This window comes from Massilia sp. BSC265 (assembly GCF_000740675.1).
Lineage (GTDB): Bacteria > Pseudomonadota > Gammaproteobacteria > Burkholderiales > Burkholderiaceae_D > Telluria.
Map to the genome: position 1 here is coordinate 65,459 of NZ_JPXI01000039.1, position 25,735 is coordinate 91,193.

Consider the following 25,735-nt stretch of genomic DNA (forward strand, 5'->3'; position numbering starts at 1 on the left):
CAGCGGTAGGGGCTTGTACGCAACCCGGACCGCTTCAGGGAACGGGTTGGCGCATTCGAGGTTCCCTGGCAGTCCCACCTACCTAGGAACCAGACATGCATACCCAGTCCCACGACCTTCTCCACCTGCTCGAAGAGCGAGGCTTCATTCACCAGGGTACCGACCAGGATGGCTTGCGCGCCAAGCTGGCAGCCGGCCCGGTCACCGCCTACCTCGGCTTCGACGCCACTGCCGACAGCCTCCACGTCGGTCACCTGCAGGGCCTGATGCTGATGCGCTGGCTCAAGCAGGCCGGCCACAAGCCGCTGCTCCTGATCGGCGGGGCCACCACCCGGATCGGCGACCCGAGCTTCCGTGACACCTCCCGCCCGGTCCTCGACGAAGCCAGTATCCAGGCCAACATACTCGGCATCAAGAGTGCTTTCGAACGCTATCTCGGCGCAGACGTTCCGCTGGTCGACAACGCCGACTGGCTAGATGGACTGGGCTACCTCGATTTCCTGTCCCAGGTCGGCCGGCACTTCAGCGTCAACCGCATGCTGACGTTCGACGCGATCCGCACCCGCCTGGAACACTCGCTGTCCTTCCTGGAGTTCGGCTACACCCTGCTGCAGGCGCACGACTTCACGGAACTTGCTCGGCGCCATGGTTGCACCCTGCAGATCGGCGGCGCAGACCAGTGGGCAAACATCATCAATGGCGTGGACCTGGGCCGACGCCAGGGCCTGGAGCTGTTCGGCCTGACCATGCCTCTGCTTGCCACCGCGGATGGGCGCAAGATGGGCAAGTCAGCCAGCGGCGCGGTGTGGCTCAATGCCGACCGGCTGGCGCCTTTCGATTTCTGGCAATTCTGGCGCAATTGCGACGACCGCGATGTGGGACGCTTCCTGGCGCTGTTCACGGAGTTGCCGATGGACGAAGTCCGCCGACTGGGTGCGCTGGAGGGTGCGGAACTGAACGAGGCCAAGATCATACTGGCCACCGAAGCGACGCGCCTGGCACATGGCAGCGACGCGGCCCAGTCCGCCCGTAGCGGAGCCGCCAGCCTGTTCGGACAAGGGGCACTGAACGAGGACATCCCGACGCTGCAGTTGGCGCCAGCGCGTCATGCTGCCGGCGTCACGCTGGCCGAACTGGCGGTGGAAGCCGGGCTGGCTGCATCGCGCAGCGAGGCACGGCGCCTCGCCGCAGGCGGCGGCTTGCGCCTCGATGGTCAGGCAGTGGCAGACGCCGAGCAGACGCTGCCATCGGGCGCCGGCCAGTGGCAACTGTCTGCGGGTCGCAAGCGTCATGCCCGGATCGTCGTGGAGGGGTAGATCCAGGCGGGCGTCACTCGCACCGTACCCGGGGCGAATTGTCCATCATGGCAGTGCCGCCGCTGCATGAGTCAGCGAATAGCCCTGTGCATTGGAAGTCGCCGACGTGCCAGCAACTTCGCCAGGCACCGAGGCGATCTGGAAGGCGTTCACCAGGCGAACCAGGGTCGCGGCCTGCTCTTTCAGGCTTTCGGCCGCGGCGGCTGCCTCTTCGACGAGCGCCGCGTTTTGCTGTGTCACGCCATCCATCTGGCCCACTGCCATGGTGACCTGTCCGATACCGCTGCTTTGCTCCGCACTGGCGGCGGCTATCTCGGCGATGAGATCGGCAACCTTACCGACGCTGCAGACGACTTCATCCATTGTTCCGGCGGCGCTCCGTACCAGCTTGTCGCCGCGCGCCACCTCTTCAGCGGAAGCGAGGATCAGGCTCTTGATCTCCTTCGCCGCGCCGGCGCTACGCTGGGCTAGGTTGCGTACCTCGCTGGCAACGACGGCAAAGCCGCGCCCCTGTTCACCCGCGCGTGCCGCTTCGACGGCGGCATTCAGCGCCAGGATGTTGGTCTGGAATGCGATGCTATCGATCACGGAGGTGATTTCCGCAACCTTGTCCGATGCCGTACTGATCGAGGCCATCGTCTGCGCGACTTCCGCCACCACCGCGCCGCCACGCCGCGCCACCGCCGAGGCACCGGTGGCCAGCATGCTTGCCTGGGCCGCGCTGTCGGAATTCTGCCTGACCGTACTGGCCAACTCTTCCATTGATGCGGCCGTCTTCTCCAGCGCGCTTGCCTGCTGCTCGGTGCGGGCCGACAGGTCCGCATTGCCTTGGCTGATTTCACTGCTCGACATCGCGACACTGGCCGAACTATCGCGCACGCGGGACAGCAACTGCTCGATCCTGGAGACGAAGCGGTTGAAGCCATCGCTGATGGCAGCCAGTTCATCTTTTCCTTTCACGCCCAGCCGCCTGGTCAGGTCGGCATTGCCCCCGGCCAGCTGCTGCATTGCGGCAGCCAGGTCGCGCAGTGGCGCCATCATGTGGCGCAGCACGAACACCATCGCGACCGCGGCGAGAACCGCACATAGCGTGGACGTAAGCAGCGTATCGATCAAGAGACTGCGCGCCGGCGCCAATGCCAGCGCCTTCGGGAAGGACAAGCGTACCGCCCAGGGCAGCATGTCGTCGTGCAGGCGCACGGGCTGCAGGAGATGCACCTTGCCCTGCGCCTCATACGTGTAGGCGCTGCCGTCACGGACAGCGGCGCGCGCCGCTGGCGGCAGGTCACCTGCCGCCAGTCCGTTGCGCGCGGCGTCCGGATGTCCGACGTACAGGCCCTGGTTCGAAATCAGCGCCAATTCGCCACCTTCGGTCGTGTGCATGTTGGCGAGCATGGCAGCCAGCTCGGACAGCATGAAGTCTCCGGTGACCACGCCCCTGGCCTGGCCATGGACGACAATCGGCACGACAAGGGACGCCATCAGCACCTGCTTGCCGTTCAATGGAAACGAGTTGGGCTCGCTGAAATAGCGCTTCCCCGTCCTGAGCGGAACGTCATACCAATCGTTCACGCCAGCGGTCGATGCGAACTCGATCGGGGCGACATTGAATCCGCCTGCCGGGTTACGCGTGTGGTAAGGCATGTAGCGGCCAGTGGCGTCGTAAGCCGGGCCCTGGCCGGCAAATTCGTTGTCCTTTCCGTCGAGCGCATCGGGCTCCATCACGATCGCAATGCCGATCAGGTCGTGCATCCGCTGCAGCGCCGCCTTGCTGACCGCGTCCGCCTGGCTGCGGCTCAAGGCTTGATCCGACGCCAATGTTGCACCGACGGTGCCGGCGATCGTCGCGACAGCCTCCAGATCGCCGTTCAGGCGGCTGTGCAGCGTTTTCGCGGCTGCCTCGGCCGAAGCGCGCCCGAGCTCGAGTGCCGCTTCTTCGGCACTGTCGTGGGTTTTCATACCGGTTACGGCGGCGGTGATCGCCAGGCATCCGATCAGCAATGCGCTGGCGGCAGCGCAGATCCGGACGTTAAGCGATAGATTGTCGAGTGCTTTCATGTCATCCCAGAGTTATTCGATTAACGGGTCGGACATGTCCTCCGGTGCGGGCGCAAGTCCACCCCGAGTGGATCACGCACGTCTACCGGAAGATTATCGAGTTTTGGCAAAACCAACTATTCGCTGCGGTCCTGTTGCCTGACTGCAACGAGTTGATGATGTGCTGGATTGCGCTAAGGGGCGCTACTGGAACGTGTCTGCCTGCGATGCAGTGCAAGACCCAGCAGCGAGAAGGTGCTGACGCTCAGGATCACGCCGGCCATGGCCAGCCCTCGTTCATCGTGCAGGAGGCTGACCGCGACACTCGCAAGCGCACCAAGTCCGAACTGGGCTGCGCCGAACAGTCCCGCAGCCGCACCGGACTGGTTGGGAAAACGCGCCATCAGTAGACCGATTCCATTGGCGCCGAGGAGGCCGGTCATGCTGACCACGGCGAACAATCCGATCATCGCCACCCAAACTGATGCTCTGCCCAGGACGGCTGCGAGCAGCAGCATGGCACCGGCCAGGGCAAGCACGCAGCCGATACGCATCATCGCTTCAGGTCCTGGATGGGTCGCACAGCGCCGGTTCACGAAGTTGGCGAGGAAGATACCAAAGGCATTCGCCGCGAATACCAGGCTGTACTGGACCGGCGTGAATCCATGTAATTCGATGAAGTAGAACGGGCCGGCCGTGATGTAAGCGAACATTGCGGCAAACGACATGCCGCCGGCCAGCAGCAGCCCGACCACCGCCCGGTCGCCAAGCAAGCTGCGGTAGACGCCAAAAAGCTTCATGGGCGAGACCTGAACGCGCCGTTGCGGCGGCAGCGACTCGGGCAACATCGTCCAGACCACGGCGAAAGCGAGCAAGGCCCATGCTACCAGGGCAGCGAAGGTGCCGCGCCATCCAAACAGCGTCATCAGGCCGCTGCCGGCCAGTGGCGCAAGCAGGGGCGCAAGCGCGCTCACCATCGCCAGGAGCGACAGCATCCGGATCGCCGCGACTCCGGGAAACAGGTCCCGCACCACGACACGCGACAGCACGAATGCGGCGCCACCACCGAGGGCCTGCAACAGACGGGCCGCAATCAGTTGCTCGACCGAGCCTGCCATCATGCAACCCAGGCTCGATAGCGCGAACAAGGCGACGCCGCCCAGCAGCACCGGCCGCCGGCCGAGGCGGTCGGACAATGGCCCGCAAAACAGCATGCCGATCGTGAAGCCGGCCAGGAAAAGCGTCACCGACAGCTGCACCGCGGATGGGGTGGCGCCGAGCTCGGCCCCGATCGTCGGCAGTGCGGGCAGATACAGGTCGATGGCGAGCGCCCCGAATGCGGCAAGCATGCCCAGCAAGACCGTCATGCGGCCCTCGCTCGGCCGGTCGACGGACGCCGTCACGGGTTGGTGGATGCTCATGCCTGCCCTCGCTCATGGTCGGCCGGGACGCGGCCTGGCAAATTCATTCAGATGTGATCGATTACAATACCGCATTTCGATACGCGGCGCTTGCAGCCGCTTTCCGCCATGTCCAAGAAGATCGCGTACCGCAACCTGCCGACCCTGCTGCTGAACGCAAGGGAAATCATGCTCGCCCAGTTCCGGCCGATCATCTCGCATTTCGGGCTGACGGAACAGCAGTGGCGCATCCTGCGCACCCTCAGCGACATGGGCGAGCTCGAGCAGCGCCAGGTGGCCGAAGCCTGCCTGATCGCCGCTCCTAGTCTCACCGGGGTGCTGTCACGCATGGAGGACACCGGCCTCATCGCGCGCACGCGGATGGAGGACGACCAGCGTCGCGTCACCGTGCGAATGACGGCGCTGGGCGAGAAGGTGGTCGAGGCCTTGGGTCCGCTGATCATCGCCCAGTACCGTAATGTCGAAAAGGCGCTCGGGCCGGAGCTGATCGCCGAGGTATTCGGCGTGATGGACCGGTTCATCGGGGCCGCGGCCGAGCATGGCCTGGTACGGCAGGTTGTCCTGCCCGACCCCGCCACGCTGGATGCGGATCTGGCACGTCTGCGCAAATGAGTCGCCGCGCACTGCCCGGGTTGGGCAGCACGCGGTAGAGTTTCAGGCTGCCGGGGAGTCGACGTTCCTGCGCGCGATGTGGAATGCTTCGCGCAGGACGCCGAGGTCACCGATATGGTTAGACAGCAGCAGGATCAGCTGGGCGTTGAGCATCTTGCTTTGCTCGTCGTTCAAGTCCTGGTGGGTGTCGACCAACATCTCGTAGAAGGCGTCGTGGTCAGCCACGTTCGGTTCGACGTTCAATCGTGCGTTCATGCGAGCTCCATCTGGTGTTCGGTTTCCAGTTCAACCGTTTCCACGTCGCTGTTGCCGGTTGCACGTGCCACGGCGGTTCGCACCGCGTGCTGGTCGAAATTGCGCCAGCGCGCGCAGACATGCTGGTCGGGTCGCAGCAGGTAGAAGCTGCCCGGCGTCGCATCGTAACGCGCCGCAAACAGGCCTTCGCTGTCCTCGAACATGCCCGGCCCTGCCTTGCCCTTGGCTGCAACTACCAAGGTCTGGACCGGAACGGTGTCGCGGGCCATCGCTTCAGCCTGGGCAAATACCTGGTCATCATGCGCAGTGCCGGCAAAATAGATCCCCGTGAACTCGTTGCCGGTATGGCGCAGCAGCCAGTCGGCGTCTCCCTGGACCGTCACTGGCGCGTCGGCCGCCGGCGATCCCGGACGCATGCCCTGCTTGAACGTGTCCGTGTCGGGCGTATTCAGGCTGGATTCGGCGTAGGTCGACGGTGTCGACAGGCGGCCGCTGTTGACCAGCTTGCGGGCAAACGGCTGCTCCTTGGCCAGCTGCAGCACCGCGTCGCGGAACAGGCGGCTGACTTCGCTCTTCGGCGTAATGAAGTCGGTGGCGCGCGTCGAGTTCAAGATATTCTCGTCGGCAGCGTATTCACGTTCCCGGCCATAGCTATCGAGCAGCGCGTCGGGCGCCCTGCCCTCGACCACCAGGCGCAGCTTCCATGCGAGGTTGTCGGCATCCTGCACGCCGCTGTTGGCGCCGCGGGCGCCGAAGGGCGACACGCCGTGTGCCGAGTCACCCGCGAACAGGACGCGGCCGTGGCGGAAGCTGTCCATGCGCAGGCAGCAGAAGGTGTAGATGCTGACCCACTCGAGCTCGAACTGTGCATCCTTGCCGAGCAGTGCCTGGATACGCGGGATGACGCGTTCCGGTTCCCTCTCCGCAACCGGATCGGCATCCCAGCCCAGCTGGAAGTCGATGCGCCAGATGTTGTCCGGCTCGCGGTGCAGCAGCACCGACTGGCCCGGGTGGAACGGCGGATCGAACCAGAACCAGCGCTCGGTCGGGAAGTCGGCCGTCATCTTGACGTCGGCGATGAGGAAGCGGTCGCGGAAGATCCGGCCCTTGCTTTCCAGCCCCATCAGGTTGCGGACCGTGCTCTTGCCGCCGTCGGCGGCCACCACATAGGCAGCTTCCAGCGTGTATTCGCCGTCGGGCGTGCCCACGGTCAGCTCGACGTGATCGGCATGCTGGACCAAGGCGGTGACGCGGCTGCACCAGCGCAGGTCGAGTCCTTTGAGCTCCTGCGCGCGTTCGTGCAGGTAGCCTTCAAGATAGTACTGCTGCAGGTTGACGAAGGCCGGGCGCTGGTGCCCTTCCTCCGGCAGCAGGTTGAATTCGTAGACCTCTTCGTCGCGGTTGAAGACGCGGCCGACGTTCCAGCTCACGCCCTTGGACGCCACGCGCTCGCCGCACTGCAGGCGGTCGAGGATTTCGAGCGTGCGCTTGGAGAAGCAGATCGCGCGCGAGCCTGCCGACAGCTTGTTGTCGTCGTCCAGCAGCACGACCGGGACGCCCTGCTGGGCGAGGTCGATGGCGGTCGCGAGTCCCACCGGGCCCGCGCCGACCACGACCACAGGATGGCGGGCCTGCTGCCCGCCGCGCGCTGCGTGATCGCGCGGTGCGTAATCGAATACGCAGCGTTGATAATCGATGTCCATGTCAGTTCCAGGAAATGCGTTGTTAGCAGATTCTTGAAATGCGCGGCCCCAAGGGCCGCGCAGGCCGTGACTCAGGTCAGTTCTGCAGCGAGTGCCACATTTCCTTGTCGCGCTCCGCGGTCCAGATGCGCGGATGCTTGATGCCCTTGGCTTCGTCGTAGGCGCGGGTGACATCGAACGGCAGGCAGTGTTCGTAGATGAACACGTGGCTGAACTTCGGATCCATCTTGCTGCGCACGTGGACCATGGCCTCCTTCAGCGACATCTGCGCCGCCACGGCTTCCTTGGCGCTGTCGAGCAGCGTGGTGACGAAATCCTTGGTGTAGTCGATGCCGGCATTGACCTGTTCCGGGTTGACCAGGGCAGGGCCGCGGCCCGGAACCAGCTGTTCGAAGCCCATGGCGCGTAGCGCTTCCAGGGTGGCCGGCCATTCTTCCAGCTGGGCGTCGCCGGTATAGGCGGCGGCGTCGGCTTCGACCAGGTCGCCCGAGAAGCAGATCTTCTGCGATGGGATATAGGCGATGGTGTCGCCCTTGGTGTGGCCCATGCCGATGTGGGCCAGCTTCACTTCGAGCTTGCCCATGAAGATGGTCATCTCTTTCTCGAAGACCATGGTCGGCCAGGACAGGCCTGGAACCGACTCGACGCCGGCGAACAGGCGCGGGAAGCGCTCGATCTCGGATTTCATGTCCTGCTCGCCGCGTTCGACGATCAGTTCGTAGGTACCGCGCGAAGCGATGATCTGTTCGGCGCCTTCCTTGAAGTAGGCCGATGCGCCCAGCACGCGCACAGCGTGGTAGTGCGACAGCACGACATACTTGATCGGCAGGTCGGTCACGCTGCGGATATGCTTGATCAGGGCTTGGGCCATGATCGGGGTCGCGGTAGTGTCGATCACCATCACGCCATCGTCGCCGATGATGACGCCCGAGTTCGGGTCGCCTTCTGCGGTGTACGCATAGGCGTTTTCAGAAAGCTTGATAAAGCTGGTTTTCTTCTCTTCCACGTCGGCTTGTGACGCAAATTTTTTCTCTGCCATGATGCAATCTCCTCTCAGTTTTGCACGCGATATCGCGCTCAATGTCGGTAGGCAGATCATGCGAGCTGACGTATTATTTGTAAATCAGGCCACGTCGATTAGAACTATGAATACCATACATAACGCAGCCCACGCTGGCGACCTCGACCTTAATCTGCTGCCCGTGTTCGACGCCTTGATCCGGGTACGCAATGTCAGCCGCGCCGCGGAAGAGCTCGATATGTCGCAGAGTGCGGTCAGCCATGCCCTCAAGCGTCTGCGCCTGTTCTTCGGCGACCAGCTGTTCCTGAAGACGGGCAGCGGCATGCAGCCCACGCCGCGTGCGCTCGAGCTGCTAGAGCCGGTGCTGACGGTGATGGGAACGGTGCGGGGGGAACTACTGGTGCGCGAAGGCTTCGACGCGGCCACTGCGCGGCGCGTGTTCAGCCTTTGTCTGACCGACATGGGTGAACTGATCTTCCTGCCGAAGCTAATCGAACGCCTGCGCCAGGCAGCCCCCGGCTGCACGCTGCGCACCCTGCAGGTACCAATGAACCAGATCGAGGATGTGCTCGAACGCGGCGATGCCGACCTCGCGCTGGGGTCACTCCATACGGTGCCGGAGGGCCTGTTCCAGCAGCAGCTGTTCATGCGCTCTTTCATCACCATCGTCAACCGGCGCAACCGCCGTATCGGCGACACGATCTCGCGCAAACAGTTCTTCGAGATGGAGCACATCGTCGTGTCGATGTCGGGCAGGCTGGAAGACGCCTACGACAGCATCGTTGACCAACTGGCGGGGCCACGGCGGATCTACCTGACCACGCCGCACTTCCTTACTGTGCCCATGATCATCGAGCAGAATCCGGAGCTTATCGCGACCGTGCCGCGAGAGCTGGCGACCCGATTTGCGCGATACAACAGTATCAAGGCGGTTGAAACGCCGGTAGACGTGCCGCCCTTTGCTATTCGGCAGCACTGGCATCCGCGGTTCCAGCATGATGCGGCCAATAGCTGGTTACGCAAGCAGGTAAAAGACGTCTTTGATACGCATCCGGAGTAGCCAGCTCAAATTCTTCATAAGAGTCAAGCAGACCTTCATTACTTCCTTGCAACGCAACATCACCCTATACAAGAGACGTCCGGGCCGCTTACCAACAGCCAGGAGCGGTCATTAAGCAAGGAGCCGCAATGCATCCTCTTTAGGATTGCCGCTACCGTGCGGAGTTTCGTCTAGCTCAGCTGGCACAAGAATGTGGCGATTAAGGACGCGATCATGCCGCCCCCGTCGACACTTCCTCAAGCCGTTGCCAATCCACCGCCCCTTCGGATGACCCTGGCGAGTGCTTTAAACAACGTGTCAATCTGTTCCTCAGGAACAGCTGCGTAGCCAAGCATCAAACCCTTCCTCGCTGTTCCGGGATCCGCGTAATAGGCCGACAGGGGCCGGGTCAGGATCTGTTCGGCGGCTGCAGCTTCGCTAATCCGGACATCGTCGGCCCCGTCGTCCAAGCCCAGGACCAGGTGCAGCCCTGCGTCGCCACCGCTGGTCACAGCATCGCCACCGAGATGGTGACGGATTGCCCCCTGCAGGCAACGCAGTCGCTGTGCATACAGCTGGCGCATGCGCCGCACGTGCGAAGAAAAATGTCCTTCCTGGATGAAATCGGCCAGGACGGCGTGGAGGAAGCCCTGTCCATCGCGGTACATTTCGGAATTTGCACGCACGAAGCTAGGCGCCAGACCCGCGGGCACCACCATGAATCCGATCCGCAGGCCCGGGAATAAGGTTTTGCTGAAGGTTCCGAGGTAAATCACGCGATCGGCCTGGTCCAGGCCCTGCAACGAGGCCAGGGGCGGGCCCGTGTACCGAAATTCGCTGTCGTAGTCATCCTCGATGATCCATACTTGGTGACGCGCCGCATACTCCAGCAGCAGGCGGCGCCGCGCAAGGCTCATCACCGGGCCAAGCGGGTACTGGTGCGACGGGGTCACGAAGATGAAGCGCGGCGGCGTGCGCATCGCTTCCTCCTCCAGCCGCATGCCTTCGCCATCGACTGGAATGGCCTGCGGCTCCAGTCCACTCGAGCGGATCACGTTACGTGTGCCCCAGTAGCAGGGATCCTCGATCCAGGCCGCATCGCCGCGCTCGCCCAGCAGCGTGGACACCAGCTGGATCGACTGGTGGGTGCCGGTGGTGATGATGACCTGGTCCGGGCTGCAGTTCACCGAACGCGCCGTACGCAGGTGATTGGCGATGGCTTCGCGAAGCGGTCGGTAGCCGGCGCCGTCGCCGTAGGTCAGCAAACGCGGATCGGCGCGGCGCCAGTGCCGTTGCTGCAGCTTGCTCCAGGCCTCATGGGGGAAACGGGTCAGGTCCGGGATACCCGGCATGAAGGCGCCCCACTGCATCGCACTGGCGCCGATGCCGGACAGTAGCCGGCTGCCTCGCCCGCTCAGCACCGCCTGTCCATCCGTTCCTGCGGCCTCCCGCTCAGCGGGCAAGCGTGCCATGTCAGGCTCGGTGTTGGCGACGTAAGTGCCGTCGCCTGTACGCGCTTCAAGGTAACCTTCGGCGCCTAGTTGCTCATAGGCGTAGGTCACGGTATTCCGTGACACCGCCAGGTCTGCCGCCAGCGCGCGGGATGGCGGCACCCGCAGGCCCGCCCCGATCGCCCCGCCGAGGATTCCGTCGCGCAGCAGCTGGTAGATCTGCCGATTCATCGGCTGCCCATCTCCGCGCTTCAGATGCGTCTGCAGGTAATCCGAAATCGATACCTCGCTCATATTGGCTTTCTTATTGGTTCCTTCGCTCCTCGCTCATTGGCACCATTAATTAGTGTCCAATGGCCCTACCTCATAAGTCCATCATACCCTACGATGTTTTCACCGAGAACTTTTTCTTTAGGAGACAACATGAAAAACGCCGATCTGGCAGAACGCAAGGCAGCTGCCACCCCGCGCGGTGTTGGGGTCATGTGCAATTTCTACGCTGAGCGCGCTCTGAACTCCGAGTTGTGGGACGTAGAAGGCCGCCGCTTCATCGACTTCGCAAGCGGCATCGCCGTACTCAATACGGGGCATCGCCATCCGCGCCTGATCGCTGCAATGAAGGAGCAGCTCGAGAAGTTCACTCACACCGCGTATCAAATCGTGCCCTACGAGAGCTACGTGAGCTTGGCCGAGCGCATCAACGCGCTGGCCCCGGGCGACTTCGTCAAGAAGACCGCGCTGTTCTCCACCGGCGCGGAAGCGGTGGAGAACGCGATCAAGATCGCTCGCGCCTATACCGGCCGTAGCGGCGTGATCGCCTTCAGCGGCGGCTTCCACGGCCGTACCATGATGGGCATGGCCCTGACCGGCAAGGTGTTCCCGTACAAGGCAGGCTTCGGCCCCTTCCCCGGCGAAACCTATCACGTGCCTTTCCCGGTCGCCCTGCATGGCGTGAGCGTGCAGGATTCGATGGCAGCGATCCAGGCCTTGTTCCGCGCCGACATCGACCCGAAGCGCGTCGCCGCCATCATCATCGAGCCAATCCAGGGCGAAGGCGGCTTCTACCTCGCCCCGCCCGAGCTGATGCAGGCCCTGCGCCGCCTGTGCGATGAGCACGGCATTCTCCTGATCGCAGACGAAGTTCAGACCGGGTTCGCCCGTACCGGCAAGACCTTCGCCATGCAGCATTACGATGTCGCGCCCGATCTGACCACCATGGCCAAGAGCCTGGCCGGAGGCATGCCACTGTCGGCCGTGTGTGGCCGCGCCGAGATCATGGACGCGCCGGCGCCCGGTGGCTTGGGTGGTACCTACGCTGGCAACCCGCTGGCGGTCGCGTCGGCCCACGCAGTGCTTGACGTCATTGCCGACGAAAGCCTGAACGAGCGTGCAGTGGAATTGGGTGCGCGCTTAAAACGCTTACTTAATGGGCTGCGCGAAACCGTACCCCAGATCGCCGACGTACGTGGGCTGGGCTCCATGGTTGCGGTTGAGTTCAACAAGCCCGGCAGCAACGAGCCGGATCCGGACTTCACCAAGAAGGTCCAGCAGGAGGCGCTCGCCAAGGGCTTGCTGCTGCTGAGCTGCGGCGTGCACGGCAACGTGATCCGCTTCCTGTTCCCGCTCACGATCCAGCACAACGTGATGGAAGAGGCGCTCGCTATTCTCACTGCGGCGATCCGCGCCTGACCCCCTAACGGAGAACGACGACATGCTACTCCTGAAAGATCCGAGCCTGTTCAAGCAGCAGGCCTTCATCAACGGCGTATTCTGCGACGCCGACGACGGCCGCGTGGTGCAGGTCACCAATCCAGCCAACGGCGAAGTGCTCGGCACAGTGCCGAACATGGGCGCTGCCGAGACGTCCCGCGCGATCTCCGCGGCCGACGCAGCCTGGGCCGGCTGGCGCGCCAGGACTGCCAAGGCGCGCGCCAGCCTGCTGCGCGCCTGGTACGACATGATCATGGCCAACGCCGACGACCTGGCGCTGATCATGACGCTCGAGCAGGGCAAGCCGCTCAAGGAAGCCCAGGGCGAGATCGCCTATGCAGCCTCCTTCATCGAGTGGTTCGCGGAAGAAGCCAAGCGCGTCGCTGGCGATACCCTGCCCTCGCCTTGGGAAGACCGGCGTCTTCTGGTCACGAAGGAGCCAATCGGCGTGTGCGCTGCCATCACTCCCTGGAACTTCCCGGCCGCGATGATTACTCGTAAGGTGGGGCCAGCGCTTGCGGCGGGCTGCCCGATCGTGCTCAAGCCGGCCGAAGCCACGCCTTATTCCGCACTGGCGCTGGCGCTACTGGCCCAGCGCGCCGGCCTACCGGCCGGGCTGTTCAACGTCGTCACCGGCAATGCGCGCTTGATCGGCGCCGAACTGTGCGCCAACCCGGTCGTGCGCAAACTTAGCTTTACCGGCTCGACCGAAGTGGGCCGCATCCTGATGCAGCAATCGGCGGCCACCATCAAGAAGCTCTCGCTGGAGCTGGGCGGGAACGCCCCCTTCATCGTGTTCGACGACGCCGACCTCGACGCGGCGGTCGAAGGGGCTATCGCCTCCAAGTTCCGCAACGCTGGCCAAACCTGCGTATGCGCCAATCGCATCTATGTACAGGATGCGGTCTACGACGTCTTTGCCGAGAAGCTGGCAGCTGCTGTCTCTCGCCTGAAAGTCGGCCACGGCGTGGAGCCCGGCGTCGACCAAGGCCCGCTGATCGACGCGCAGTCGCTCGAGAAGGTCGAGCAGCATGTGGCCGATGCACTCGCCAAGGGGGCACGTGTGCTAACTGGCGGGCAGCGCCATGAATTGGGCGCTACTTTCTTCCAGCCGACCGTACTAGCCGGCGTTACGGACGACATGCTGGTGGCGCGCGAGGAAACCTTCGGCCCAGTCGCTCCCCTGTTCCGCTTTCATACCGAGGACGAGGTCCTGAAGCTGGCAAACGCTACCGAATTCGGCCTGGCCAGCTACTTCTATGCCCGCGACATCGGCCGGGTCTGGAGGGTGGCCGAAGGCCTGGAGTCAGGAATGGTCGGCATTAACACCGGCCTGATCTCGAACGAAGTGGCACCCTTCGGCGGCGTCAAGCAGTCCGGTCTAGGCCGGGAAGGGTCGAAATACGGCATCGATGACTACCTCGTCATCAAGTACCTCTGCATGGCTGTCAACTAAGGCCCGACCTTCCTCCCCGCCTCTGGCGGTTGACGGGCTGCGGCCGGTGTTAAGCCGGACGCGGCCCTTTTTTATCCCTTCATCCAGCGAAAAAGCAAAACGGATTACAACATGAGACAAAAGCACGAAGTGGTTTCCTACCTTACCCAGACAGAAATCGGCCCATGGGGCGACTACCTGGAACAGGTCGATCGGGTCGCTCCCTTCCTCGGCTCCCTGAGTCGCTGGATCGAAACCCTGAAACGTCCCAAGCGTATTCTGGTGGTCGACGTGCCGATCGAGCGCGACGACGGCACAATCGCACACTTCGAAGGCTACCGGGTCCAGCACAATACCTCTCGTGGGCCCGGAAAGGGCGGCGTGCGATTCCACCAGGACGTCACGCTATCCGAGGTAATGGCGCTGTCGGCATGGATGACGGTCAAAAACGCTGCCGTCAACGTCCCCTATGGTGGCGCCAAGGGCGGCATCCGCGTCGACCCACGCACTCTCTCACAGGGCGAACTGCAGCGCGTCACGCGCCGCTACACCAGCGAGATCAACATCATCATCGGACCGAACAAGGACATTCCAGCTCCTGACGTCAATACCAATGAACGAATCATGGCATGGATGATGGACACGTATTCCATGAACCAGGGCAGCACCGCAACCGGCGTCGTCACCGGCAAGCCAATCTCGCTCGGCGGTAGCCTGGGCCGCCACGAGGCGACCGGGCGCGGCGTGTTCGTAGTCGGCTGCGAAGCAGCAGCCCGGCGTGGCATCGATATACGCGGCGCCAGGGTGGCGGTCCAGGGCTTCGGCAACGTCGGCGGCGTGGCGGCCCGACTGTTCGCAGAGGCGGGCGCCCGCATCGTTGCGATCCAGGACCATGCGGGGACATTAATGCGCGAGTCCGGCATAGACGTCAACGAACTGGAATGGCATGTGGCCGAACATGGCAGTGTCGCGGGCTACCGCAATGCCGAGTTCATTACCGACCGCGACCAGTTCTGGGAGACGGCGTGCGACATCCTGATTCCCGCGGCCCTCGAACAGCAGATCACCAAGGACAACGCTGGCGTGATCCGTGCAAAGATCATCCTGGAAGGCGCGAATGGCCCCACCACGCCGGCTGCCGACGACATCCTGCATGACAAGGGTGTGCTCGTAGTGCCAGACGTAATCGCCAATGCCGGCGGAGTAACGGTAAGCTATTTCGAGTGGGTCCAAGATTTTTCCAGCTTCTTCTGGAGCGAAGACGAGATCAATCAACGCCTGACCCGCATCATGCAGGAGGCCTTCCGCTCTGTATCGAAGATTGCGGAGGAACGAGGGGTGTCGCTCCGCACTGCCGCCTTCATCGTCGCCTGTACACGTGTACTGCAGGCCCGCGAACTGCGCGGACTCTACCCCTGACAGTCGGGCAAGCCCGACACCTCGGGCTTTTTCGATGTTCAGTTAGAAAACCAGATATTTTTCATTAGTAGCAGCAAGGATAGACTTTCCTCATCATAGCGCTGCAAGCAGGAGACCTGAATGACGAACGCCGTTAAAAAAAGTTTTGAAGACGTCAAGCTGTTCCCATACTGGCTGGACAATCCGGCCGCTCCCCAGGTAGAGCGCGAGCTGATCGGCCAGACCGAGGCCGACCTGGTGATCGTCGGCGGCGGCTTCACCGGGCTGTGGACCGCGATCCAGGCCAAGGAACTGATGCCGCACCTGGACGTGGTGCTGATCGAGGCCGGCAAGGTGGCCTACGGTGCCTCGGGCCGCGCCGGCGGCATCATCTCCACCTCGGTCATGCACGGCCTGCCGAACGCCACCCGGGTATTTCCGAAAGACCTCGACATCCTCGAGCAGTTCGGGCACGAGAACCTGGACGGTTTCAAGGCCAGCGTCACACGCTACGGGATCGATGCCGACCTCGAATGGAACGGCGAAATGACGGTAGCAGTCGACGAGAAGCACCTGCCTCACCTGCGCGAAGACTATGAACTGCACCGCCGCCACGGGCACGATGTGGTCCTGCTCGATCGCGAGCAGGCCCAGGCGCAGCTGGCCTCGCCGGTGTACGCCGGAGCGATGTGGTCGCGCAACCGCAGCGGGATCGTCCATCCGGCCAAGATGGCCTGGGGCTTGAAGGCCGCCGCCCTTAGCCTCGGTGTGCGCTTGTACGAAATGTCGCCGCTTACCCGCATGGAAGACTGTGGCACCACCATGCTGATCCACACCCAGGCAGGCCGCGTGCGCACGCCGCGCGTGCTGCTGGGAACCGGTACCGCGCAGGTCGGGATCAAGGACATCCGCAGCCGCGTCATGCAGGTGCGCGATCATGTCCTGGCAACGCGCCCCTTGAGCCCCGAGCAGATGGACCGGATCGGCTGGAAGAACCGCCAGGGCGTCTACGACACCCGTACCCAGCTGAACTACTACCGCCTGACCAAGGACAACCGCATTATCTTCGGTGGGCTGGTGAGTTACCATTTTGACGGCCACGACAACCCGGCAGCCGACCGGAACGAAGCCACCTATTTCAAGCTGGGCGAAGCCTTCTATAAGACCTTCCCGCAACTGCGCGACCTGGGTTTCTCGCACGCATGGGGCGGCCCGATCGACTACTGCTCGCGCGGCGCCGTCTTTGCGCGGCGCTATTTCGGCGAAAAAGTCGTGTACGTGGCGGGCTATACCGGCTTCGGCGTCGCCGGCAGCCGCTTCGGCGCCCTGATGGGCCTGAACATTCTGTTCGATCGCGACACGCCGGAGCGCAAGCTCGACATCTCGACCCAAGGCCCGTCGTGGATTCCGCCCGAGCCGCTGCGTTGGGCCGGTGCCAAGATCACCTTCCACGCCTTCGATGGCGCCGACGAGCAAGGGGGCTGGAAGCGCATGTGGATCAGCGGGATCAAGCGCCTCGGCTTTCCCATGTAAGCCTCCCTCTTCGGGCCCGCTTTCATCGGCCGGCCCAATGTTTACATCTTTATCTCATGATTGTTCGTGTCGCATTGGAAAATTAGACTTCCGGCATCGACACGCCTATGCCCGACAAAAAAGGACCTCTCCACATGCTCACACAAGAACTCAACCAGCCGCTGGGCGGCAATGTCATGCCCCGCAGCGGGGGCATCGCCACCATGATGCGCCTGCCTCACGTGGCTACTGCGCAGGACCTGGACGTCTGCTTCGTTGGCGTGCCCTTCGACCTCGGCACCTCCAACCGCAGCGGCGCGCGCCTTGGCCCGCGTCAGGTACGCAGCGAGTCGGTGCTGCTGCGTCCGTATAACATGGCGACCCGCGCCGCACCCTTCGATTCGCTGCAGGTCGCCGACATCGGCGACGTGGCGATCAATCCCTACAACCTGCTCGACTCGATTCGCCGTATTGAGGAATCCTACGACGTCATCCTTGCCCACGGTTGCACCCCGATTTCGCTTGGCGGGGATCACACCATCACCTTACCGATCCTGCGCGCTATCGCGCGCAAGCACGGCCCCGTGGCTCTCGTGCACATCGACGCCCATGCAGACGTCAACGACACCATGTTCGGCGAGAAGATTGCGCACGGCACGCCGTTCCGCCGCGCGGTCGAGGAAGGGCTGCTCCAGTGCGAGTACGTGACCCAGATCGGCCTGCGCGGCACCGGCTACGAAGCCGAGGACTTCGACTGGTGTCGGCGCCAGGGTTTCCGCGTAGTGCAGGTCGAGGAGTGCTGGAACCGCTCGCTGGCTCCGCTGATGGAAGAAGTGCGCCAGCGTGTGGGCGACCGCCCCGTGTACTTGAGCTTCGACGTGGACGGGATCGATCCGGCCTTCGCGCCAGGCACCGGCACGCCCGAGATCGGTGGGCTCACAGTCAGCCAGGGGCTTGAAATCGTGCGGGGCATGCGCGGCCTGAACATCGTCGGGGCCGACGTGGTGGAGGTCGCACCGGCGTACGACCACGCCGGCGTGACCTCGCTGCTGGCCGCCAACCTGGCCTTCGAAATGCTGTGCGTGCTGCCCGGCGTGAAATATCGATAAGGCTGATGTTTACTTCGCCACACCGGTATTTGTCGGTTCAGGTTTCTCGCCAATACTTTCCAGCAAGTGCTTGATCATTCTTCAACCAACCTATTGGAACCAGCATCCATGACCTTCACCGAATCACGCCAGCGTTTCCCGACCGCGCCGGCCGAGCTGGCGGAGCAACTGCGGGGCGGCGCCGCCCTGCCCCTGCCCGGCCTCCTGATCCACGGCGCCTGTGAAGCTGGCGCCGGAGCCCAGCACCTGGTGCTCGATCCGTCGACAGGCGCGGCGATCGGCGAATTCAACGCCGCCCAGCCGTCCCAGGTCGATCGCGCGGTCGAGGCGGCGAAACTGGCCCTGCCCGCCTGGCGCGGCCGCAACCGCCTGGAACGGGCGCGTGTGCTGCGCGCCATTGCTGACCGCATCGAGCAGGCGCACGATGTCCTGGCCGCCCTACAAGTCCATGGCAACGGCAAGCCTGCGGGCGAAGCCGAGGTAGACGTGCTGGACGCGATCAACACCTTCCGATACTACGGCGACTTGTGCGCCGGCATGAAAAACCTGCAGGTCGAGGACTTAGACCTTGGTGTCGGCAGCTATAGCGCCCAGATGCACTATGAACCCTGCGGCGTGGTGGGCCTGGTAGTGCCGTGGAACTTCCCCATGGTGACCACTGCCTGGAAGCTGGCTGCCGCCCTCGCCGCGGGCTGCACCGTGGTGCTCAAGCCTAGCGAACTGACTCCCGTCGTTGAGCTGGCCCTGGCGAGCCTGGTGCATGACGCCGGCCTGCCGTCGGGAGTCCTGAACCTTGTGTTCGGCGGTCCCGAGACCGGGCGCGCGCTTGTACGCCATCCGGACATCGCCAAGGTATCCTTCACTGGCAGCACCGAGGTCGGCGCGGCCGTCATGCGCGAATGCGCCGAACGTACCGCCCGGGTCAGCTTGGAACTGGGCGGCAAATCAGCGCTGATCGTGTGCGCCGACGCCAACCTCGCGCTGGCCGCGGAACTGGCCCTGGGCGGCGCCTTCTGCAATGCCGGACAGATGTGCTCTGCCACCTCGCGCATCCTGGTGCACGACAGCGTGTACGGTGAATTCATCGAGCGTCTGCAAGCCGGCGTTGGCGCCATCAAAGTCGGCGGCCGCCTGCACCCGGAGGCCAACATGGGGCCCTTGATCAGCGCGCGCCAGAAGGAGCGCGTCGAACGCTACATTGCCGCCGCCCGCGCCGACCGCATCCCACTCGTGGCGGAAGGTGCCATTCCCGCGGACGTCGAGGGCGGCTACTTCGTGGCACCGCGCGTCTATGCCGACGTGCCACCGACGCATGCCTTGTGGACCGAGGAAATCTTCGGCCCAGTCGCCTGCCTGCGCCGCTTCTCGAGCAACGACGAAGCGGTCAGCATCGCCAACGACAGCCAGTACGGGTTGGTCGCCACCGTGGTGACCGAAGACGCGCAGGCGGCCCAGATCATGTCGCAGGGACTACAGGCTGGGCTGGTCTGGATTAATACTCCACAAGTCATCTTCCCAGGCACGTCTTGGGGCGGATTCAAGCGCAGCAGTCTCGGACGCGAACTCGGCGTTGCCGGCATGCGCGCCTTCCAGGAAATGAAGCAGGTGTTGCGCACCACCTAAAGCACCAAATAATCCATCACAACCGATAACTACACCCACGAGATCAATATGAGCAAAACCGTCAGCGACATCATCGCGCTCGAAGCCGGGCTCGCCCAGTTCCAGAAACTCGACTATGGCATGGACGAAAGTGACTGGCGTGCCGCCAGCGGCAAGAACGCCGGCTATGCGGTAGGCCTGTGGGAGGGTCAGCCGGGCGAAGTCGACTTCCCCGCCATGCCCTATGACGAAGCCTGCTGGATCACCACCGGCCGCATTGCCCTGGTCGACGAACAGGGCGGACGGCGCGAGTTCGGCGCCGGCCAAGGCTACTTGCTGCCCAAGGGCTTCGCCGGCCGCTGGATCACGCTCGAGGCCGCGCAGAAGTTCTACGTCGTGCTCGAGTAAGTTCCGCGGCAGTCCGGGCCGGACATCCCAGGAGACACCGAACGCCCGCCTGCGGCATGCCAGCTGCAGGCGGACAGGGATCGTCTTGCCGGCCGTTTTGCCCCCTTCCCAACGACCAGGAGAATTGACATGATTAAAACGACACGATCCCTGTTCCACCGTTGCACCGCACTTGCCGCCATCGCCACCGCACTGACCTGTTCCAGCGCCTCCGCCCAAGAGGAAAAAGTCCTCAACATCTACAACTGGGCCGAATACATCGCCCCTGAAACGGTCGCCAATTTTGAAAAAGAGACTGGCATCAAGGTACGTTACGACATCTACGACACCAATGAAATCCTGCACGCTAAGCTGGTGGGCGGCCGCACAGGTTACGATATCGTTGTACCAAACTCGGTCTGGGCCAAGATGCAGATCGAGGCCGGCTTGTTCCAGAAGCTGGACAAGCGCCAGCTGAGCAACCTGGACAACCTTGATCCTGCCATCCAGGCCCAGATCGCCAAGGTCGACCCAGGCAACCAGTATCTGGTCAGCTGGCTGTGGGGCTACACAACGGTCGGCATCAACGTCGACAAGGTCAAGGCGGCACTCGGCAACCTGCCAATGCCGGCCAATCCCTGGGACTTGCTGTTCAAGCCAGAGTACGTCTCGAAGCTGAAGTCCTGCGGCGTGTCGATGCTCGACGCTGCATCCGAAGTCTTGCCTTCAGCCCTGCACGCGATCGGCAAGGATCCCTACAGCAGGAATCCGGCTGACTACCAGGCCGCGTTCGCGGCACTGCAGAAGATCCGCCCCTACGTGACCTTGTTCTCGACCACCGGCTACATCAACGACATGGCAAACGGCTCTATCTGCCTTGCCCTGGGCTGGTCGGGTGACATCAACGCCGCGCGCCAACGTGCCATCGACAACCGTACCGGACAGAAGATTGAAGCGATGGTACCGCCCAACGGCGGCCTGCTGACCTTTGAGTCGATGGCGATCCCGGCTGATGCCCCGCATCCGAAGAACGCGCACCTGTGGATGAACTACATTCTGCGTCCGGAAGTCCACGCGTCGATTACCAACAAGGTGCTGTACGCGAACGCGAATAAGGAGTCACTGAAGCACGTTAAGCCGGCAATCGCCCAGAACAAGGCGGTGTTCCTGACGCCGGAAGACATGAAGAAGATGGTCCCACCCGATACCGTCGATTCGAATACCCGGCGTTTGATGACACGCCTGTACACCCGTTTCAAGACCGGGATGTAAAAGCCGGGAAGTCGAACTGCGCGGGGGCGCGCGAGCGTCCCCGCCGGCGCACCATGAATACACAGAAGTAGAGGAGACAGACATGGCGGAACACAGCCAGGGCAACGCTTTGCCCGACAACGAAAAATTCCTGTCGATAGAAGGCTTGACCAAGACCTTCGACGGTGCCGTGACGGCGGTCGACAATATTCACCTGAGTGTGCGCAAAGGCGAAATCTTCGCACTGCTCGGCAGTTCCGGATGCGGCAAGTCGACGCTGCTGCGCATGCTGGCCGGCTTTGAGACGCCCACCTCAGGTCGCATCATGCTGGCCGGGCGCGACATTGCCGCTCTGCCGCCCTACGAGCGGCCGATCAACATGATGTTCCAGTCGTACGCCTTGTTCCCGCACCTGACGGTGTGGGAGAACATTGCCTTCGGCCTGCGCCGTGACGGCCTGCCAAAACGCGAGATCTCCGAGCGTGTAGAGCAGAACCTGCGCCTGGTGCAGCTCGAACAGTATGCGCGGCGCAAGCCACACCAGCTCTCTGGCGGCCAGCAGCAGCGCGTCGCACTGGCCCGTTCACTGGCCAAGCGCCCACAGCTCCTCCTGCTCGACGAGCCACTCGGCGCGTTGGATAAGAAGCTGCGCGAACAGACCCAGCTAGAGCTGGTGAACATTATCCAGAAGGTAGGCGTGACCTGCGTAATGGTTACGCATGACCAGGAAGAAGCGATGACGATGGCCTCGCGCATTGCCATCATGAGTCAGGGCCATTTCATACAGGTCGGCACGCCAGAGGACATCTATGAATCGCCAAATTGCCGCTTCGTGGCCGACTTCATCGGCAGCGTCAACCTATTCGAAGGCAACGTTGCCGACGTCCAGTCGGACCATACGCTGATCCACGCCGGCAACTGCACGATCCGCGTCGGCCGCAATGTCGGTGGGACCCGGGGTGCTGCCACAGGCGTGGCCCTGCGCCCAGAAAAGATCTCGATCTCGCAGCATCCGGTCGGGCAATCCCATAATACCGTGCCAGGTACGGTCGAGGAACTGTCGTACTACGGCAACCTGACGACCTTCCATGTGCGCCTGGGCGACGGCCAGCGCGTCAAGGTTACCCACCTGAACCATTACCGCCACGACGACCTCGGATTCAATCCGGGCGACAAGGTCCACTTGCATTGGAGCGAGGACGCCATGGTCATCGTTGCCCAATAGGAGAGCATGCATGACCGCCCTTCGATCTTCCCTGCACCACCATGGCGGCCGGCGCCTCGTGCTGGCGCCTCCCATGCTTTGGCTTCTCGCCTTGACCGCCATTCCGGCCTTGATCATCCTGCAGTTCAGCATTTCGCAGATGGAAGCCGTCAGCGTCGCGCGCCCCTGGTCCTTCGCCGACGGCGTACTGAACCTGCGGATCGACTTCAGCAAGTACCTGTTCCTGTTCAGTGACCCTCTGTACATCTCAGCCTACCTGTCCTCAGTCAAATATGCCTTGATCAGCACGATGTGCTGCCTGTTGCTCGGCTATCCCTTTGCCTGGTTCATGGCGCGCTCGCCGGAACACATGCGTCCGCTTCTGCTCATGGCGGTCATGTTGCCATTCTGGACATCCTTCCTGATCCGGATTTATTCGTGGAAGGGGCTGCTAGCCAACAACGGAGTGTTTAACAATCTGATGATTGGCCTTGGCATCATCCAGGAACCGATAGCCATGCTGCATACGCCATTCTCGCTGACCCTCGGCATGGTCTATACCTACTTGCCCTTCATGATCCTGCCGCTCTACGCCAACCTTCAGAAGCTCGATGTACGCCTACTCGAAGCCGCCGCCGACCTGGGTGCTCCGCCCTGGAAGGCGTTCTGGCTGGTGACGGTGCCGCTGTCGAAGAACGGCATCCTGGCTGGCTCCATGCTGGTGTTCATTCCGTCCGTCGGCGAATACGTCATCCCTGAGCTGCTGGGCGGCCCAGAAACCCTGATGATCGGCCGCGTGTTGTGGGATGAATTCTTCGGCAATAACGACTGGACCATGGCATCGGCTGTCGCGGTGGTCATGATCCTTCTGATCCTCATACCGATGGCGCTTTTCAACCAGGTACAGGAACGTGATACAGGAGGTCAGCGATGAACAAATGGTTCCCCCGCGCATGGATGGCCGCCGTCCTGATCTTCCTCTACATCCCCATCCTTTCGCTAGTGGTGTTCTCGTTCAACGAGTCTCCGCTGGGCACCATATGGGGTGGGTTTTCGCTAAAGTGGTATGAAGCCCTGCTGCGCGACGACGAGCTGCTGAGCGGCTTCTACCTGTCGCTCAGAATCGCCTTCTTCTGCGGCCTGTTGTCAGTAGTGCTGGGCACGCTCGGCGCTTATGCATTGGTGCGCTTTGGACGCTTCCGCGGCCGCGTATTATTCAGCAGTATGTTGAACATGCCGCTGGTGATGCCGGAAGTTATCCTCGGCTTGTCAGTGTTGCTGCTTCTGGTTTCAGTGCAGGACTGGTTCGGCGTTGGCCAGCGCGACTGGTTCACGATCATGATCGGTCACACTATGCTGGGCATGGCTTATGCCGCCGTGGTCGTTGCTTCTCGCCTGCGCGAGCTTGACATCTCGCTTGAGGAGGCTGCTCAGGATCTAGGGGCTCGTCCGGTGCAGGTGTTCTTCCTGGTTACCCTGCCATTGATCGCACCTGCCCTGCTGTCGAGTTTCCTGCTGACCTTTACTCTCTCCTTCGACGACGTGGTGATCTCAGCCTTCCTCGCCGGCCCGGGCGCCACCACCATGCCGGTTGTGATCTTCTCGCGCGCCAAATTTGGCGTGAACCCGACCGTCAACGCGGTCGCAGCGGTCACGATCCTCGTCGTCACGGTCTGCGTGATTCTGTCGGCACTGGCCGAAGCCCGGGCCCGCCGCAAGCGCCTTCAGGAAAAACTTTCTGTGGCAACCGCGCAGGTAGCCGCAACACACGGCGCCCTTATCTCAGGTGCTGCGTCCACCCCGTCTGCAGGTCTGCCTCGGACACCAATGCCCTTGGTCAGGACACCGGTTTCATTCCAACCACAACAAGAAGCACTCAAGGAGAAGTAATGAGAGACAAGAAGCGAATTGGCCTGATGTTCTCGTGCGTACTGCCATGCCTGTTGGTTGCTAGCCCTGCTTGGGCTAATGGCAACGAGGTGGAGCAGCTGCGCGCTGATGTGCGCAAGTTACAACTCAAGCTCGACGCGCTGGAAGATGCCCGCGATGAGTCCGGCCAGGATGGCCTCAAGATCAGCGGCATGATGGATCCAACCTATATCGCCAGCAGTAACCGGCGTAGCGCCGGGTTCAACTTCTTGAACAACTTCGACGCAGTCGACCGCGGTGCTGCCGGCCAGGATTCAGATTATGCCTTTGATAATTCCTTCTTCGGCATGGCCATGCTCGAGTTTAAGAAAGAGATGCAGAATGGTACACGCTGGCACCTGCAGCTGGTGCCGCATAAGGGCTCCAGCTCGACCTTCAACATCGGTTCCATTGTCCACGAGGCAACCGTCTCGATTCCTCTGAAGGCCGAAGGCACACGGATTGTTGCGGGCCAGTTCGCCGACTTTACCGGCTACGAATACTTCCTGGCGCACCAGACCAAGCTGGTGACCCACAACCTGCTGTTCGACTTTACCCAGGCGAGCTACTATGCAGGTGCCGGCGTAGATCTGGAACACGGTTCGTGGACGACCAAGATCCTGCTCGCCAACATGAACCGTGCGAGCCATCGTGAGCGCGACCGCAATCCCGTTATAGTGTTCCGAACCGACTTCGCCAACGACGAGTTCAGCGGCGTCGGCGTGACCGGCCAGTTCGGCAAGTACTTCGACCAGCGCATCGGCATGCTTTCAACCGACGTGTTCTTCATGCGCGGCGACTGGGCCCTGAACGGTCAGATCAACGTCGGGCGCTGGAAGAACATGGCCTTCAACGGCGGCGATGCGCAGTGGGCCGGCGTATCGTTGCAGGGCGCCTTCAAACTGACGCCGCGCCTGGAACTGGTTGCGCGCGCCGACTACCTGAAGAACGACAAGAACGGCGGCGGCACCATCGGCACCGTGTTCGCCGGCTGCGCCGACGCGTTCGGTGAAGCCGTGGGCTGTACGGACCCTGCAGTCATCAATCCGGGCGCAGGCGATGCACGCAACGGTTTCGGCCCTACCCCCGACGCACTGGCCGCTGCACTTTCACGTGGTACGCCGGGCATGGTGCAAGGTGCCAACCGTGCGGCGCTGACGCTCGGCGGCAACTACACGATCAAGGACAATGCCGTCCTCAAGTTCGAGGTACGTTATGACCGTGCCGACCAGGCGGCCTTTCTTGCCGAGTCCACGGGCGCCTACCGCAAACACAACACGCTGGCAGCCACCTCGCTCGTGGTGACTTTCTGACGTGACCAAGCGACGGTGTCGATTCGGGAGAATGCCGATTTGACGCCGTCG

Annotated in this window: 21 protein-coding genes; 15 read left to right on the top strand and 6 right to left on the bottom strand. The window is 62.8% G+C overall.

The window, feature by feature from the left end:
* Window positions 1-95: 95 nt before the first annotated feature.
* A complete protein-coding gene (gene tyrS, locus MA09_RS19170) occupies window positions 96-1,316 on the top strand; it encodes a tyrosine--tRNA ligase (protein WP_036252095.1) in 1,221 nt (406 codons plus the stop codon).
* 45 nt (window positions 1,317-1,361) lie between these two features.
* Here tyrS and MA09_RS19175 read toward each other — a convergent pair whose 3' ends face one another.
* Together MA09_RS19175 and MA09_RS19180 are read right to left on the bottom strand one after the other, a co-directional pair.
* Window positions 1,362-3,374, bottom strand: a complete 2,013-nt coding sequence (locus tag MA09_RS19175) for a methyl-accepting chemotaxis protein (protein ID WP_081897693.1) — start codon at window positions 3,372-3,374, stop codon at window positions 1,362-1,364.
* A 173-nt stretch (window positions 3,375-3,547) separates the two neighbouring features.
* Complete coding sequence (locus tag MA09_RS19180) at window positions 3,548-4,774, bottom strand: multidrug effflux MFS transporter (protein ID WP_036252098.1); 1,227 nt, start codon at window positions 4,772-4,774, stop codon at window positions 3,548-3,550.
* A 108-nt stretch (window positions 4,775-4,882) separates the two neighbouring features.
* On the opposite strand from MA09_RS19180, the gene hpaR reads away from it, so the two are divergent.
* Window positions 4,883-5,386, top strand: a complete 504-nt coding sequence (gene hpaR, locus MA09_RS19185; RefSeq protein WP_036252100.1) for a homoprotocatechuate degradation operon regulator HpaR — start codon at window positions 4,883-4,885, stop codon at window positions 5,384-5,386.
* A gap of 42 nt (window positions 5,387-5,428) precedes the next feature.
* Here hpaR and MA09_RS19190 read toward each other — a convergent pair whose 3' ends face one another.
* The 3 genes from MA09_RS19190 to MA09_RS19200 form a co-directional block, all read right to left on the bottom strand.
* Complete coding sequence (locus tag MA09_RS19190; RefSeq protein ID WP_036252103.1) at window positions 5,429-5,641, bottom strand: DUF2783 domain-containing protein; 213 nt, start codon at window positions 5,639-5,641, stop codon at window positions 5,429-5,431.
* Window positions 5,638-7,344: an FAD-dependent oxidoreductase gene (locus MA09_RS19195; protein WP_051933608.1), complete on the bottom strand. Its 1,707-nt coding sequence runs from the start codon at window positions 7,342-7,344 to the stop codon at window positions 5,638-5,640. The genes MA09_RS19190 and MA09_RS19195 overlap by 4 nt, the downstream gene beginning before the upstream one ends.
* A gap of 76 nt (window positions 7,345-7,420) precedes the next feature.
* Window positions 7,421-8,383: an MBL fold metallo-hydrolase gene (locus MA09_RS19200; RefSeq protein WP_036252105.1), complete on the bottom strand. Its 963-nt coding sequence runs from the start codon at window positions 8,381-8,383 to the stop codon at window positions 7,421-7,423.
* Between the two features lie 106 nt (window positions 8,384-8,489).
* On the opposite strand from MA09_RS19200, the gene MA09_RS19205 reads away from it, so the two are divergent.
* Window positions 8,490-9,425, top strand: coding sequence for a LysR family transcriptional regulator (locus tag MA09_RS19205; RefSeq protein WP_036252106.1), 936 nt, complete (start codon window positions 8,490-8,492; stop codon window positions 9,423-9,425).
* Window positions 9,426-9,661: 236 nt separating this feature from the next.
* On the opposite strand, the gene MA09_RS19210 is transcribed toward MA09_RS19205, so the two are convergent.
* Window positions 9,662-11,149: a PLP-dependent aminotransferase family protein gene (locus tag MA09_RS19210; RefSeq protein ID WP_036252109.1), complete on the bottom strand. Its 1,488-nt coding sequence runs from the start codon at window positions 11,147-11,149 to the stop codon at window positions 9,662-9,664.
* 129 nt (window positions 11,150-11,278) lie between these two features.
* Here MA09_RS19210 and MA09_RS19215 point away from each other — a divergent pair, with 129 nt between their 5' ends.
* The 12 genes from MA09_RS19215 to MA09_RS19270 all read left to right on the top strand — a co-directional run bounded on the left by MA09_RS19215 (window position 11,279) and on the right by MA09_RS19270 (window position 25,684).
* Window positions 11,279-12,544, top strand: a complete 1,266-nt coding sequence (locus tag MA09_RS19215) for a 4-aminobutyrate--2-oxoglutarate transaminase (RefSeq protein ID WP_036252111.1) — start codon at window positions 11,279-11,281, stop codon at window positions 12,542-12,544.
* A gap of 22 nt (window positions 12,545-12,566) precedes the next feature.
* The gene (gene gabD, locus MA09_RS19220) at window positions 12,567-14,021 is read left to right on the top strand and encodes an NADP-dependent succinate-semialdehyde dehydrogenase (protein WP_036252113.1); all 1,455 of its coding nucleotides are present in this window, start codon (window positions 12,567-12,569) and stop codon (window positions 14,019-14,021) included.
* 111 nt (window positions 14,022-14,132) lie between these two features.
* Entirely contained in the window at window positions 14,133-15,419 is a 1,287-nt protein-coding gene (locus tag MA09_RS19225) for a Glu/Leu/Phe/Val dehydrogenase (RefSeq protein ID WP_036252116.1), read from the top strand.
* A 120-nt stretch (window positions 15,420-15,539) separates the two neighbouring features.
* A complete protein-coding gene (locus MA09_RS19230) occupies window positions 15,540-16,931 on the top strand; it encodes an FAD-binding oxidoreductase (protein ID WP_036252119.1) in 1,392 nt (463 codons plus the stop codon).
* Window positions 16,932-17,065: 134 nt separating this feature from the next.
* A complete protein-coding gene (gene speB, locus MA09_RS19235) occupies window positions 17,066-18,019 on the top strand; it encodes an agmatinase (protein ID WP_036252121.1) in 954 nt (317 codons plus the stop codon).
* A gap of 108 nt (window positions 18,020-18,127) precedes the next feature.
* On the top strand, window positions 18,128-19,642 hold the full coding sequence (locus tag MA09_RS19240; protein ID WP_081897694.1) for an aldehyde dehydrogenase family protein: 1,515 nt from the start codon (window positions 18,128-18,130) through the stop codon (window positions 19,640-19,642).
* Window positions 19,643-19,690: 48 nt separating this feature from the next.
* Window positions 19,691-20,029 carry a cupin domain-containing protein gene (locus MA09_RS19245; RefSeq protein ID WP_036252122.1) on the top strand — a complete coding sequence of 113 codons (339 nt, stop codon included), beginning with the start codon at window positions 19,691-19,693 and terminating at the stop codon, window positions 20,027-20,029.
* Window positions 20,030-20,158: 129 nt separating this feature from the next.
* Window positions 20,159-21,280 carry a polyamine ABC transporter substrate-binding protein gene (locus MA09_RS19250; RefSeq protein ID WP_036252125.1) on the top strand — a complete coding sequence of 374 codons (1,122 nt, stop codon included), beginning with the start codon at window positions 20,159-20,161 and terminating at the stop codon, window positions 21,278-21,280.
* A gap of 82 nt (window positions 21,281-21,362) precedes the next feature.
* Window positions 21,363-22,484 (top strand): ABC transporter ATP-binding protein, encoded by a 1,122-nt coding sequence (locus MA09_RS19255; protein ID WP_036252127.1) that lies wholly within the window; start codon window positions 21,363-21,365, stop codon window positions 22,482-22,484.
* Window positions 22,485-22,494: 10 nt separating this feature from the next.
* Window positions 22,495-23,397: an ABC transporter permease subunit gene (locus tag MA09_RS19260; RefSeq protein ID WP_036252128.1), complete on the top strand. Its 903-nt coding sequence runs from the start codon at window positions 22,495-22,497 to the stop codon at window positions 23,395-23,397.
* On the top strand, window positions 23,394-24,353 hold the full coding sequence (locus MA09_RS19265) for an ABC transporter permease (protein ID WP_081897695.1): 960 nt from the start codon (window positions 23,394-23,396) through the stop codon (window positions 24,351-24,353). The genes MA09_RS19260 and MA09_RS19265 overlap by 4 nt, the downstream gene beginning before the upstream one ends.
* The gene (locus MA09_RS19270; RefSeq protein WP_081897696.1) at window positions 24,353-25,684 is read left to right on the top strand and encodes a DUF3138 family protein; all 1,332 of its coding nucleotides are present in this window, start codon (window positions 24,353-24,355) and stop codon (window positions 25,682-25,684) included. The genes MA09_RS19265 and MA09_RS19270 overlap by 1 nt, the downstream gene beginning before the upstream one ends.
* The last annotated feature ends 51 nt before the right edge of the window (window positions 25,685-25,735 follow it).